Here is a 12234-nt window from a genome sequence, read left to right as displayed (position 1 = left end):
TGCTTCCCCCGATGGCTGGTGCCGTTCTTGGAGATATCGTGAGACCCACAGGTCGGACAGGTCATCTCAATAGCCATAAACTTGTCTCCCTGGTTATCGTGGTGGCGTAGTCTGATTTTCCTTCGTCCCGTGCATTAATGCACTACCTAACCATGGTTATGGTAGAAACTGGCGATGATCCTGGTCACGCTCCGGCTCGACACACCTATGAAAAGTTAGGGTTTAGGCTCTGGCCGGTTGCTCGATACTTCAAGCAACTCTGAGGCTGTGGTGATGGGGCCGTAATGGTTGATTGATTAGGAGATCCTATGGAACTACCTGCCTCAGTGAACATCCGAGCCGCCACTCCCCAGGAGGACGGAGTGATTGCCGAGCACTTTTACCGCATGTGGCGCGATCTGGGCATAGACGATGCGGTGATTTTGCCCCAGTGGCCCACCCTCTGCACCGAGTTCATCGCCCATGCTCGCCAGCACCTGCACTACCAGGCCTACGTGGCCGAGGTGGCTGGGGCCATTGTCGGTTCCGCCGGAGGGCAGCGCTTCGCCGGGCTGTATCCGTGGATTATCGATCTCGCCCACCGCCAGTACGGCTACATCTGGGGTGTCTACGTGGAGCCGGAGTACCGCCATCGGGGCATCGCCACCCGGCTGACCCAGCTGGTGGTGGAGCATTTGCAGGGCATCGGCTGCACTAAAGCGGTACTAAACGCCGCCCCCAAGGCCCGCCCGCTCTACCAGCGCCTGGGCTTCGGCGACAGCAATCTGATGGAACTAGATCTAAGGAAAAAGGCAGAAGGATGAAGGCAGAAGCAGACTACCTCGCCTCCTCGGCGGTGATCGATTGGCAACACCCGAGCATTTTGCCCTTGGCGAAATCCCTGACCCAGGGCATTTCCTCTGCTCCAGAGCAGATCAGGGTGGTGTACGAGTGGGTGAGGGATGACATCGCCCACACCTACGACATCGGCGAGTCTCGCGTCACCTGCACCGCCTCCGAAGTCCTGCACCAGGGCCACGGCTTCTGCTTTGCCAAGGCTCACCTGCTGGCGGCACTGCTGCGCCGTTGCGGCATTCCCACCGGCTTTTGCTACCAGCGTCTACTGTTCGACGACGCCCAGCCCGACCGATTCACCCTTCATGGTCTCAACGCCGTCTACCTGGCCGAGCTAGACCGCTGGGTGCGGCTAGATGCCCGAGGCAATAAACCCGGCGTACAGGCCGAGTTTCACTGCGTTGGCTCCCTGGAGCCGGTCTTTGACCCTCGCGAACAACTCGCCTTCCCCATCCGTCCCCACCTTGGCGAGGCCGATTATCCCACCATCTACCCCCAACCCCACCCCAAAATCATCGCCGCCCTAAAAACCCACCCCACCGCCCAATCCCTCATCGCCCACCTCCCCGCCACCCTCTAACCCATCCACCCATCCACCCATCCACCCCATGACCCACTCCCCCACCCCCGAACCTAAGTCAAGCACCTCCCCCAGAGCCCCCAGGAGCTAGCCGATACCCTGGTGCTGGCCCTGGCGATCGTCGAAGCCTCCGCCAAGATGCGCACTGACCCACCCGTCGATGCGCCGGAGGATTACACGCTGCCCGTATGGGCAGAGGAGATTCCGCTGCGGCTGATGGCGGCGGCCCCGGTGCCGGATGAGCGATGTATGGCGCAGCTTGAGGTGCCGAGGAACAGACGATCGGAACTCATGATTCGGCTTCCTGGCGTTTGGGGGTGCCGTAGAGGTAATGGTCATGCTCGATTGACCAATCGGATGGGGCTTCAACGGTGCCAGTGAGAGACTCGAGGACATCCCAGGCATTGCCAGAATCTTGAAGATGCTGTTGCCGTAGGGTTTCAATGAACTGCAAGACTTGCTGCTGCAAGTCATCAGGCAAATCATTCATCTCTTCAATGACCTGGGTAATAATTTCGTCACTCATTAGAACTCCTTCAAAAAGGTAGATGACTGAAACAAAAAATATATTAGTTAGACACTTGATGAAGTTTCTCGTTAAAAGATCTTCTATTACTCTCCCGATTGCTGCATCTGCATGGATCTCAATGACTCCTGGCATAGCGAGATTTTTGGCTAATCTTTCATAGGCATAGCGAGTAATGGTAGCCACGTCATGAGTAAGCAAAATACGTCCTTGATGAGCGGCCCATTCAAGCACAATCGGATCATCTTCTCCTGATAGATTAATATCCTGAACACGAACAATATCGATATCTGGATTGCGGCGCAGTAAGCCTCGAATGATTGTATTGTCTAAATTTTCATCGGCTAGCAGTTTGATCATGCTTGCTGTTCAACTCTGCGGGCGAGTAAACGATCTCGCAAACCTTGGGGATCAAATCGAGCCTCATTCATTTGGCGAATTTCTTGACCTTGCTGCTGTCTCTGCTGGAGATATGTCTCTACATCCTCCTGGTGGTTGAGATAGAAAGCGATCGACGCATAAACGTCACCTAGCCTTAAGGATGAGTAACGATACACGATCTCTTCAGCAGTTGCCCCTTGTTTGAATACAGCAACCAGAGTATCTAAAGTTACTCGCGTTCCACTGACTCGCACTACTCCATCAGTGTTTACAGTCAAAGGCGCAGGTTCAGCTTTTATTGCAAGGATCATCACTTTAAACGATTAGGACTTTAGTGAATTCAATCTTAGTATTTGATGCATATTCCTGATAAATTTTTAATCTACTAAATCACTCATACTCCAAGAAACCTCATGGCCTCCTTTCCGCAAGTGTTTGTCGGCATAACTCGTAAGTAGAGAGAAAAATTCTGCCTAATACGCCTATGCGGGAGGTTAGGTGGAAAACTGGCAGCCTAATACCTCTGTAGGGGTAATTAGGCAGAAATAGATCAGCCTAATTGCCCTATATGGGCAATTAGGTAGAAAAAATCAGTATAACCAGCCTCTCAGCCCTAGCCGCGATCGCCCCATCTTCTCCCTCCGCCTCACAAACCGCTATCACTTAAACCAGGTCTGCCTCAGCCCAGCCATATCCCACTCCGCCAGTTTAGCAGCGGCCTCATAGGTACTGTGCAGAAAATCCAGCAACGCCTGGTCAGGGTCAGTTGCCTCGCGCACGGCATCGTAGGGCAAAACAAACTCCCCCAACCCCTCATGGAAAAACGCCGCTTCTGGCTGTACGATCGCATCTTTAAACCCCTCTGGCGTTGGGTAGGCGTAGGCATAAAATGCTGGATAACCCAGGCCAGTGCCGGGCCAAAACCCAGCACTGCTGACCTCCTGGCAGTAGGCCTCCTGGGCCACATCGTCCGGCATGTTGGGGATGCCTCCTGGGTGCGGCGGTGCAGATCGCCCCGAAAACCGGGTCACCGCCAGGTCAAAACTGCCCCAGAAAAAATGTACCGGGCTGACCTTGCCACAAAAGTGGGAGCGAAACTCCCGAAAGACGCGATCGCTCTGCAACAGCACCCGCCAAAACCGCTGGGCGGCCTCAGCATCGTAGGCCCCGTGGGTATCATCCTGCTCGAAGGGGATCGCGTCTGGGATTTCATTTGGTGTGGTGTGGATGCGTACGGGGATTTCCAGTTCCTCCAGGGCCGCCATCACGGCCTGGTAAAAGTCGGCCACGGTACGAGGTTGCAGGGCCACCGTGCGTTCCTGCCCCGCACTGGTGACAATGCGCAACTGGTGGTCAAAAAAGTCGAAGTCGATCTGAAAAATCTGGTCATCGTGGGGAATGGTGCCTGTTGTGAGCCCTCGGGCCGTCAGGTATAGGGGCACATGCCAGGAGTGGTTGATCCATGGCGTCTGCACCAGGCGAATTTTGCCCACAACCTGCGTCCACAGGTGCAGGGTGGTGCAGGTGTCTTGCCAATCGTCGAGCTTGAGCGGCGGCCAGTGATGCGCCATAGCGGTTCTCCAAATAATGTCTTGCCCTGGATGATTGCCATGCTAATGCACCAGGACGCTGGTGGATCTGGGGGCGATCTCCGTCTATTTTTGTATAACTGCGCCAACCAGTTCAAGCTGCTTAGTTAAATGCTCTCGAAAGCCATCCAGTCCTCCCTGGCTATCCCACCTCTTGCGAAAAGTCTCGAAAGACCTGAACTCATAGGGAATTCCCTTTTGGATAGAAATATCGAAGCCTAGAACATCTTCCCTGCGAGGAAGCTCATGCCAATCAGCTAAATTAGGTTGCCACCAATTAATCTTGACATAGCGGTGAGACCATCCACCCTTCTCGTAAGGCTGTTCATCAAGGACTTCAACAACATGAGTGATTCTCGCATGTTGAGTGAGTAGCATTAAATCTCCCGATTTCAGCACGTCGGCTCCACCACTCTTAAACCCCAGCGGTAGGATTGTAAGGCCATTACTCTGAATAATTGGCTCGTTTGATTCACTGATTTCTTTAGGTGATAATGCCCAATAATGAGGCCAATCCTTACCGGGAGTGACTACTTTAATCCAGTTCAGACGAGACAAATCCATGTTCTTAGACTCCTTAAATGAAAAATCAAAAATACTGTTGTCAAACGTCAGCTCTAACCTTAGATGCAAAAGCTCATCAATTTTTTGCAGTAGATCGTAACTAATGGTGCCGGTTTCTCCCTTTTCGAGCTTGTACCAATAGGTAGGCGTAATGTCTAATTGCCTGCATATTTCCAGCAGACTCATATCAGCTCCTTTCCGGGCAGAGCGTAACTGCTTCGGAAGATTTGGCAAAACCATTTCTTGAACCCGTCTAACCCTCATTGGTAGTAGATGCCTGGGAAACTTAAAATCAACACTAAACCAACTATAAACTTATAGTTTATAGTTGTCAACAACTGTTGGTTTATAGTTTGTGATGCGTCAAATCATTGATTACGTCCGGAAATAGCTTATTTATCTGGATAATCACTCGTGACCAGTACTGCTTCGACAGGCCGTCGGGGCGATCGCGGCATTTGAGGTCCTCGGCCAAACCGCACCACCAGATCGGGGCGTTCCGCAGTCAGTCCCAGGGCCTGGGCAAATTCGGGCCGCAGGGCGGCTTCTTCCACCGGCTGGTTCAAAAAGGCATTGCGAATGCCCAGGGCTGTGGCTTGTAGGGCAAAGCGCTCGTAGCAGCGGCCCACCTCCACCCAATGGGCCGGGTCGCTGGGTGCCGACACAAACACCGCCACCCCCGCCGAGCTACGCAGTTGACGGACACACTTTTCATTCTCTGGTTTGGGTCGCAGCACCAGGGGTAAAATCAAACGTCCCAGCCAGCGGGGCAACGATGGATTGCCTGAGGCGGCACTGTAAAGCCCATCCCCCTGGCGTTCTGCCTCGGCTTGGTTAAAGCGAATCCATGCCGTCAGTTCTTTCACAAAGGCGGGGTTGCGCAGCTGGGCCGTGTTACCCCGCACCACAAACTGCTCCACCACGGCCAACTTCGCTGGGTTGGTCAGCAGCACCACCCGCACTCCGTCTCCGGTGCCCGCCGCCGCCAACTGTTCTAACTCCTCTGGGGCCAGGGGGTGACCGTTGTACTCTGTGCGGCTGCACTGGCGGTGGGGAATGGCATCAAACAGGGGGGTGGTCTCTGGTGCGCCAGGGGCAAAGCTCAGGTGGACAGCCCCCGTCTCCGCCCCCGACTGATCAAACCGCACCTGCCCAGTCAGACCATGGGCCTTAGCCGCCTGCAGTATGTTTTCTGCGGCGCAGCCCAGAGACACATAGAGGTGGTGGTCGTCAGGATCAACCACGGGGCAGCGGCGGGAAAAATCGGGCAGAATGGTGATGGTCGTTTCCGTCATCCGGAACCGCCAGCACTGGGTGTTGTGGCTGGAGGCGGCCAGGGTGCCGTAGCGCACCAGGTCAGTCAGGAGGTTAGTGTTTTCCATAGGAATGCCTCTGAGAGGGAAAGGCCAATCAGCGGTAGCGGACTCGGTCGAGGGTACAGCGAAAAAATTCGCCTTCAGGCTCAAAGCGGCCGGTGCCGAAGAACCACCCGGCTCGAATCTGGGTGGGGAGCGTTCCACAGAGCTGGCAGGGAAACGGGTTTGGTTGAAGTCAGCCGTTGGGTCATGGTCCCCTCCTGAAGGCAGGCTGAAGCGATCGCCTTGAGTAGAATGACTTATGATCCTAAATTCTAGGGCGATCGCCCTAGACCTAATTCAAAACGACTCAAAACTTATCCCCTGAGCCCATTCGCTAAGTCCATGGGAAACCCGGTTTCTCCTTTGTTATTGGCCAAGTACTATCAAATCGGCCAGATGTGACTACAAATCCTTGGGGTTTGGGGTGAGGACGTTGGGAGAACGTCACTTAGAGAATTGATATAAATCAACCAGGCAAGAAACCGGGTTTCTGGAAATGTCCTATCCTGTGGCCCCTGGGGGTTACTGGGCTTGGGCCATCTAGCTCTCGGCTCGCCAATAGATGTAGGGGCGAGTCACTGATAGGTCGGCGTAGCGGATGGTGCGGGCACCGCCGTCATCGCTCAGATTGAGCTCGAAGTGAACTTTGCCGTTGCCCAGGTGAACGGAATACATGGCCAGGAACTCTGATTCAGCGGTGCCCGAGCAACTGGCAAACTCTTCCTGCAGGGGGGCGACGTAGATGATGCGCCGGTCCTCTGAGGAAAGAATCTCGGTGGGACCGGTGGCGATCGCCGGAAAATCCACCACCACAGTATGGTCTGCGCCACCCTCAAAGCCCTGACTCATGACCCATAGGTCAACGGTATCGGGGCAAGTGCCCGCTGCGGTTGTCACCGGCAGCTGCACATTGGGGGCAGTAAACGTGTCGAAGGCGGGGCGAGTCACCTCGCCGGTGGGCGTAGCCGTAGGGGGGGCCGTGGTACTGCAACTGACCAGCAAACAGCTGCCCATCACTGAAGCCAGTAGAGATTTCGAGAAGAAGCTAATCATCGGTTAAGCCATATCAGCGGCGGCTAAGGTTTTATAGAGAAGAGATAGTCATGACGCTAGCCTAGCGACCTCTGTCGTCTGGCCAGGGCCTGGTTACAGAAGTGGTAACAAAATCAAGGCACCCTGCCGTAATGGCAGGGATTGCAACAGAGGATTAATCATCGATAGAGTGGCAAAATCCCTGAAGCAATCACGTTGCTATACCAAGGAGTAGTTGATATTTCATCCCTCATGTTATTGACAACAAATCACTATCATCATTGGCTTTTGGGTATCCCTTCCATGTTCGAACCAACGCCCCTACTAGCCTCAGAAACCGAACAACAGCTCCTGGCGGATGCTAGTGTTGCCGAGATCGCTAATATCCTCACAATCTTGCTCCTGGTGGCAACAGGCGTTGCCCTAATATCCCGTCGCTACCGAATTCCCTATGTAACCGGGCTGGTCTTAGCAGGGCTGGCCATCACCGAGTTTTTGCCTCAGCCTGTCCGTTTGGATCCTAATTTAATCCTAAATTTACTACTGCCCATTTTAGTCTTTCAGGCGTCTATCAACACCGATCTCAGTCGTCTTCGCAGCACCCTAACGCCGATTAGCTTGTTGGCTGGCCCTGGCCTATTTATGGCGTCTGGCATCACCGCACTAATCCTAAAATTTGCCCTCAATATGGATTGGATCCCAGCCCTATTGCTTGGGGCTATCCTGGGAAACACAGATACGATCTCTGTCATTGCTGTCTTTAAAGAAATCAAAGTTCCTGATCGGCTTGCCACCATCGTAGAAGGGGAAAGCCTTTTCAACGATGGAGCATCCCTGGTTCTATTTAGCCTCATCATTGAGGCTTACACGACCGGTTTTTTTACCCTCGCAGGGGGCCTACAACAACTGTTCATCGTGATCGTCGGAGGAGGTTTGCTGGGGCTGGCCATTGGCTATCTATGCAATAGTTTGCTTGTGGCTCTATCCGATGATTCCCTAAGTGGAATATTGCTAACGGTAGCCGTTGCCTTTGGTTCCTTTCAAGCCGGACAAGCCCTGCAAGTATCAGGTGTCGTCGTCGTCGTCATCGCTGGTTTAACGATAGGCAATCGAGGCTTATCTCAGTCACTGTCTGCCTCTAGCAAAATCACGTTGATCAACTTTTGGGAATATGCTGATTTCTGCGTAAACACATTCATCTTCTTGCTAATTGGCCTAGAAGTAGACTTACTAGAAATGTGGAATATTCTTCCAGCTGTTTTTCTGGCCATACTAGCCTACCAAATTGGCCGAGTTCTATCTGTTTACCCACTCCTGGCTCTCTCTGGCCGTATCGACTTACCCATTCCCATCCGATGGGCCCATGTTTTATTTTTAGGCAATATTAAAGGCTCACTATCAATGGTGATGGCCCTAAGTATTCCAATCACTGTTCTGGGGCGGACCAATTTAATTACATTGGTCTATGGGGCGGTTTTGATATCTTTGGTAATTCAAGGGCTTAGCTTATCATGGCTGATAAAAAAAGTGAATATTACCCCTGTTTCAAAGACTCGACAACAGATCGAACTCGCCCAGTCCAAATTAATTTCAGCCAAAGCTGCCCAGGCAGAACTATTAAACATGCATAATTCTGGCATTTTATCTAAGTCGATGTATGAAGAAATGCGCGCTGACTACCAGGTTGGCATTGCAGAAGCTGAAACCCAACTACGACAACTTAACAGCCGTGAAGTTACCGCGAAGAAAACCAGCAAGGGTAAAGTCTCTAAATTTAATGGTATCAAGCGACAGCTTTTAATGGTAGAACGCAATGCCCTGAACGATGCTGTGCGTAAACGGATTATATCAGCTGACATCGTTGCAGATCGCATCCGAGCTATTGATGATCAGTTGATGAAACTAGAATATTGAGGTCCACATTGGGTTGTAACAAGTCAATGATTTCATGCAATGTTTCTGGCTTCGTTACAACCAGAACTTTAGAATTAGGCTCCAAAACTGTATCTCCATTGGGAATGACTAAGTTCTTATGGGGATAAGCTTGATAGCCAATAATTAGTGAACTAGGTGGGAAACGAGGATCCTTAGCGATATCGGCTAGTCTATGCTTGGCAAAGGTACAATCTTCACTAATGGACAGCTTAAGGACCTCAATTTGCCCTTCTTCAAAATGCATAATGGACTCAACCTGGGGATACTCAGCGGCATTCACCATGGTTGAAACCGCCAGATTCACGGTACTGATAATGCGATGAGCCCCAGCATGGCGTAAGGGATGTTCAAAATCTCGATGGCGTAAACGGGAAATAATATGAGGAACTTTATAATGTCGGGCTAAAGAAACAATAGCCAGATTTAAAGCGTCATAACGCAGTGCCGCACAGACAATATCAGCTTTGTGAATCCCAGCTTCGGACAGGGTATCAGTACTGACAGCACTGCCTTCAAAGGCCATCACCCCCAGACGTTCTCTGGCGTAGGCACAGGCTATTGGGTCAATATCGATGATGGCAACTGTGTGCCCTAATTTAACCAACCGTTGGGCTAAAGTTCGGCCAATCAAGCCCGCGCCACCAATTAGTACGTACATATATTTTGCTGCGATGTCAATACATTTGCTCCCTAAGGTTTTTAAATAATAGCTGTCTCGATAGGAAATGACCGTCCCTGGTGGATGACCCTTCCAGGGTGCCGTAGGGTTGCCAGACCTCCACCTGTTGTCCCAAGGTGATCAAAAAGTCGCCCCGGGGGCTGAACTGAAAGGGGCCTACCTCATGGAGCTGCGACAGCGGTAGCCCCGTCGCCACCGACCAGAGGGTGATGCCCTGACGGGGAATCGGCTCGCTTTCGGTCAGCGGCAACAGCAGGGTGCTGGTGGCCAGGTTTTGGCCGTCGGGGCTAAAGGCTACCAGGCCGGGGTTACTGGGCTGAATCTGATGGTCGGCGGTCTGGTTGAGGGGGATGAAATGCACCGTTCGCTGGGTAGCCAGGTTCCACAGACGGGCCGTGAAGCCGTCACTGGTGGCCAGCCACTCGCCGTTGGGACTGTAGGCCAGGTGGCGCAGGGGGTCGTGTACCGTCAGGGTGAGCTGACGAGCGCCCGTGATGGCGTTCCAGAACTTGAGGCTGTTGTCGGCATCGCCCGTGGCCAGGGTTTGGCCGTCGGGGCTAAAGGCCACCGGCAGCAGCGGCACAGCGTTGCCCGCCCGCTCCACCAGGGTGCGGATCAGCCGTCCGGTGGGCACCTCCCAGAGCTGAAGGGTGTTTTGGTCGGTGGCGGTGGCCAGACGCTGCCCGTTGGGGCTAAAGCGCAGGGTGTGGACGATGCCGTGGGCGGCGGGGAGGGGGATGGTCTGCAACAGTCGTCCGGTTTGCAGATCCCAGAGTTTGACGGTGTGGTCGGCGCTGGCGCTGGCCAGGGTTTGGCCCGTAGGGCTGATGGCGATCGCCCGCACGGCGTAGCGATGTCCCTCAAAAATCCGCACTTGCTCGCCCGTGGTGGCCGACCACAGGCGCACCACCCCGTAGGACAGGCCCGCTGCCACCCACTGACTGTCGGGGGTAAAAGCCACCGCATTGGCTACATCCCCCACAATCCGGTTTCCCTGGCCAGGGGATTCCTGGAGTGGGTGGCCCTGGGCCGAAGCCGCCAGGGCTGGCCCCCGGTGCAGGGTAATAATGCGGTTGCCGCGCTGAGCATTCCAGAGGGCCAGAGTACTTTCCCCCACTGAGGGGCAGCCCGCAACATAGCTGTGGCTACCGATGGCCACCACCGCCCCATTGGGGCTAATGGCCGAAGACACCAGGGTAATGGGGCATTGGGCATCAGGGTAGAGGGACTTGAGATCGATGGTGTAGGCCAACTGGGGCCGCTGCCAGGAACCCGCATCGGGCACCATCAGAGCCAGGGCCGTATCCACCCAGGCATAGAGGGTGGGAATGTAGCGATTGAACCGCTCCCCCTGCACGTACATGGCGTCGATGGTACAACTGCCGCAGCTCTCCACCTGGAAAAGGCGAGAAATCTGCACCCAGCTCACCCCAGCCCAGGGCAGATGGCCCACCGGAGCCTCCAGGGAATGGGTAATTTCCATCTCGGTCAGCCATTCCCCGGCGATGAAGGTGGGGTCTCCCAGGCCGGGGGGACGGGTCCAGCCGACGCGATCGCCAAAAGCCTGCGCGGCTGTGGCTGAATCCAACGGATGCTGGGCGCGCACTTCGGCCCAAATGCGCTGCTGCACGCTAAAGCCAAACCGCCCGCCGCTGGCCTCCACCCAGAACTGGTCGAGGGTTTGCAACACCTCTGGGGGAATGTTGGTGGCCAGACCCGGCCCCAAAATATCGCCACCGGGGTGAATCCAAGGGTCAAGGATGCGACGGGTTTCGGCATCGGCAGCCTGCCAGTCTTGGGCGACCAGGTGCGATCGCAGTGCCTCCACATCCACCGCCTGGCCCTGGGCCTGATTGCTCTGGGGCCGCGTGGGGTCTATCTGGGCCTGGGCGGTGCCCATGGTCCAAGGATAAGCCAGGGCCGTACCCAGCAAAACTATGCCGACTACAGCCGGGAATTGCCAGAAACGTTTCATAGGATTAGGGGCAAAGAGGGCCTGGGCGAAGGATGCCGTGACCTGATACGAGCAACCCAGCCAAAACCGAGGATAAGGGAGTCTGTCTTCCTTGACCTGAGGCGATAGTCGAAGACTGGCCGAGACGGCCATTGCCCTGGAACGATGGAAGCTCAGACTACGGTTACTTCAACGACAGCAAGACGCATTCCTGACGCTTTAGCTAACTCTTACGTTACTGGCTGGCAAGTCCTTTGTCGGGGTTGTTTCCAGAACTGAAACTACTTTACCTCCAGGTGCGATCGCACGGTCAGAATTTCGTCTGGGCGCAACGGCGCAATAGCTGATTTGGGTACCGTTACCACATCCACCGATTCGCCTAGGGCGTTAAACACTTCCAAGATGCAACCCTCTTCGCTATCGTCTGGGGCCGGGACGGTATCAATAAAGGTGGCAATGTCGCCCTGCCGGAGGTTGTACTCCGGGAAGTCCCGATTCAGGGAAACGCGGCTATACAGTGAAATTTCAGGATCTTTCATCGCTTTGGTTTGAGCGTGACGAACTGGATAATGTTGTCCTTGGCACGTTCTATCCACACTGTAACAACAAGTAGGTCACCTTTGGGGCCAGAGATTGGGCCTTCAACCCGATAATAGGTTCCGTATTTATCTTGACGATCTGAAACAGCATCATAGGTCTGAATTAGGTTAAGGATAGCTTGTTTACTCCCGGTTCGCTCATTTCTAAGGAGGTTCCTCAGATTCTGGCCCCAGCCGAGTGTAAATACTCACCGGGAAGTTGA

Annotated in this window: 13 protein-coding genes and 2 pseudogenes; 4 read left to right on the top strand and 11 right to left on the bottom strand. The window is 54.1% G+C overall.

The window, feature by feature from the left end; genetic code table 11:
• Nucleotides 1–146: 146 nt before the first annotated feature.
• The 3 genes and pseudogenes from E1H13_RS28170 to E1H13_RS25100 form a co-directional block, all read left to right on the top strand.
• A pseudogene (locus tag E1H13_RS28170) lies at nucleotides 147–263 on the top strand (GNAT family N-acetyltransferase); the annotation flags it as partial.
• 45 nt (nucleotides 264–308) lie between these two features.
• Nucleotides 309–803, top strand: a complete 495-nt coding sequence (locus tag E1H13_RS25105; RefSeq protein ID WP_169617708.1) for a GNAT family N-acetyltransferase — start codon at nucleotides 309–311, stop codon at nucleotides 801–803.
• Nucleotides 800–1414 carry a transglutaminase family protein gene (locus E1H13_RS25100; protein WP_169617707.1) on the top strand — a complete coding sequence of 205 codons (615 nt, stop codon included), beginning with the start codon at nucleotides 800–802 and terminating at the stop codon, nucleotides 1412–1414. Before E1H13_RS25105 ends, E1H13_RS25100 begins: the two co-directional genes overlap by 4 nt.
• A 289-nt stretch (nucleotides 1415–1703) precedes the next feature.
• Here the strand turns inward: E1H13_RS25100 and E1H13_RS28380 are convergent, their stop codons facing one another.
• The 7 genes and pseudogenes from E1H13_RS28380 to E1H13_RS25065 form a co-directional block, all read right to left on the bottom strand.
• Nucleotides 1704–1940, bottom strand: a complete 237-nt coding sequence (locus E1H13_RS28380; protein WP_169617709.1) for a hypothetical protein — start codon at nucleotides 1938–1940, stop codon at nucleotides 1704–1706.
• Between the two features lie 72 nt (nucleotides 1941–2012).
• Nucleotides 2013–2300: pseudogene (locus E1H13_RS28165) on the bottom strand (DUF5615 family PIN-like protein); the annotation flags it as partial.
• The gene (locus E1H13_RS25085; RefSeq protein ID WP_169617706.1) at nucleotides 2297–2632 is read right to left on the bottom strand and encodes a DUF433 domain-containing protein; all 336 of its coding nucleotides are present in this window, start codon (nucleotides 2630–2632) and stop codon (nucleotides 2297–2299) included. The gene E1H13_RS25085 and the pseudogene E1H13_RS28165, both read right to left, overlap by 4 nt.
• A 348-nt stretch (nucleotides 2633–2980) precedes the next feature.
• A complete protein-coding gene (locus E1H13_RS25080; RefSeq protein WP_169617705.1) occupies nucleotides 2981–3892 on the bottom strand; it encodes a DUF5996 family protein in 912 nt (303 codons plus the stop codon).
• 84 nt (nucleotides 3893–3976) lie between these two features.
• Nucleotides 3977–4714, bottom strand: a complete 738-nt coding sequence (locus E1H13_RS25075; protein WP_169617704.1) for a helix-turn-helix transcriptional regulator — start codon at nucleotides 4712–4714, stop codon at nucleotides 3977–3979.
• 152 nt (nucleotides 4715–4866) lie between these two features.
• Nucleotides 4867–5856, bottom strand: coding sequence for a Tat pathway signal protein (locus tag E1H13_RS25070; protein WP_169617703.1), 990 nt, complete (start codon nucleotides 5854–5856; stop codon nucleotides 4867–4869).
• A 516-nt stretch (nucleotides 5857–6372) separates the two neighbouring features.
• Complete coding sequence (locus tag E1H13_RS25065; protein ID WP_169617702.1) at nucleotides 6373–6846, bottom strand: hypothetical protein; 474 nt, start codon at nucleotides 6844–6846, stop codon at nucleotides 6373–6375.
• A 321-nt stretch (nucleotides 6847–7167) separates the two neighbouring features.
• Between E1H13_RS25065 and E1H13_RS25060 the strand changes: the two genes are divergently transcribed.
• A complete protein-coding gene (locus tag E1H13_RS25060; RefSeq protein ID WP_169617701.1) occupies nucleotides 7168–8778 on the top strand; it encodes a sodium:proton antiporter in 1611 nt (536 codons plus the stop codon).
• On the opposite strand, the gene E1H13_RS25055 is transcribed toward E1H13_RS25060, so the two are convergent.
• The 4 genes from E1H13_RS25055 to E1H13_RS28375 form a co-directional block, all read right to left on the bottom strand.
• Complete coding sequence (locus tag E1H13_RS25055; RefSeq protein WP_169617700.1) at nucleotides 8744–9457, bottom strand: TrkA family potassium uptake protein; 714 nt, start codon at nucleotides 9455–9457, stop codon at nucleotides 8744–8746. The genes E1H13_RS25060 and E1H13_RS25055 overlap by 35 nt on opposite strands.
• A 16-nt stretch (nucleotides 9458–9473) precedes the next feature.
• Entirely contained in the window at nucleotides 9474–11453 is a 1980-nt protein-coding gene (locus tag E1H13_RS25050) for a GUN4 domain-containing protein (protein ID WP_169617699.1), read from the bottom strand.
• A 260-nt stretch (nucleotides 11454–11713) separates the two neighbouring features.
• The gene (locus tag E1H13_RS25045) at nucleotides 11714–11971 is read right to left on the bottom strand and encodes a DUF4926 domain-containing protein (RefSeq protein WP_169617698.1); all 258 of its coding nucleotides are present in this window, start codon (nucleotides 11969–11971) and stop codon (nucleotides 11714–11716) included.
• Nucleotides 11968–12147, bottom strand: a complete 180-nt coding sequence (locus E1H13_RS28375; RefSeq protein WP_347404221.1) for a DUF6883 domain-containing protein — start codon at nucleotides 12145–12147, stop codon at nucleotides 11968–11970. The genes E1H13_RS25045 and E1H13_RS28375 overlap by 4 nt, the downstream gene beginning before the upstream one ends.
• Nucleotides 12148–12234 lie beyond the last annotated feature (87 nt).

The organism is Nodosilinea sp. P-1105 (assembly GCF_012911975.1).
Classification (GTDB): Bacteria; Cyanobacteriota; Cyanobacteriia; order Phormidesmidales; family Phormidesmidaceae; genus Nodosilinea.
This window is presented reverse-complemented; position numbering and strand designations above follow the sequence as displayed.

What these genes read in the sequence shown, in the direction of transcription:
- E1H13_RS25105 (WP_169617708.1), top strand. Translation starts at nt 309, where the DNA reads ATGGAACTACCTGCCTCAGTGAACATCCGAGCCGCCACTCCCCAGGAG.
- E1H13_RS25100 (WP_169617707.1), top strand. Translation starts at nt 800, where the DNA reads ATGAAGGCAGAAGCAGACTACCTCGCCTCCTCGGCGGTGATCGATTGG.
- E1H13_RS28380 (WP_169617709.1), bottom strand. Translation starts at nt 1,940, where the DNA reads ATGAGTGACGAAATTATTACCCAGGTCATTGAAGAGATGAATGATTTG.
- E1H13_RS25085 (WP_169617706.1), bottom strand. Translation starts at nt 2,632, where the DNA reads ATGATCCTTGCAATAAAAGCTGAACCTGCGCCTTTGACTGTAAACACT.
- E1H13_RS25080 (WP_169617705.1), bottom strand. Translation starts at nt 3,892, where the DNA reads ATGGCGCATCACTGGCCGCCGCTCAAGCTCGACGATTGGCAAGACACC.
- E1H13_RS25075 (WP_169617704.1), bottom strand. Translation starts at nt 4,714, where the DNA reads ATGGTTTTGCCAAATCTTCCGAAGCAGTTACGCTCTGCCCGGAAAGGA.
- E1H13_RS25070 (WP_169617703.1), bottom strand. Translation starts at nt 5,856, where the DNA reads ATGGAAAACACTAACCTCCTGACTGACCTGGTGCGCTACGGCACCCTG.
- E1H13_RS25065 (WP_169617702.1), bottom strand. Translation starts at nt 6,846, where the DNA reads ATGGGCAGCTGTTTGCTGGTCAGTTGCAGTACCACGGCCCCCCCTACG.
- E1H13_RS25060 (WP_169617701.1), top strand. Translation starts at nt 7,168, where the DNA reads ATGTTCGAACCAACGCCCCTACTAGCCTCAGAAACCGAACAACAGCTC.
- E1H13_RS25055 (WP_169617700.1), bottom strand. Translation starts at nt 9,457, where the DNA reads ATGTACGTACTAATTGGTGGCGCGGGCTTGATTGGCCGAACTTTAGCC.
- E1H13_RS25050 (WP_169617699.1), bottom strand. Translation starts at nt 11,453, where the DNA reads ATGAAACGTTTCTGGCAATTCCCGGCTGTAGTCGGCATAGTTTTGCTG.
- E1H13_RS25045 (WP_169617698.1), bottom strand. Translation starts at nt 11,971, where the DNA reads ATGAAAGATCCTGAAATTTCACTGTATAGCCGCGTTTCCCTGAATCGG.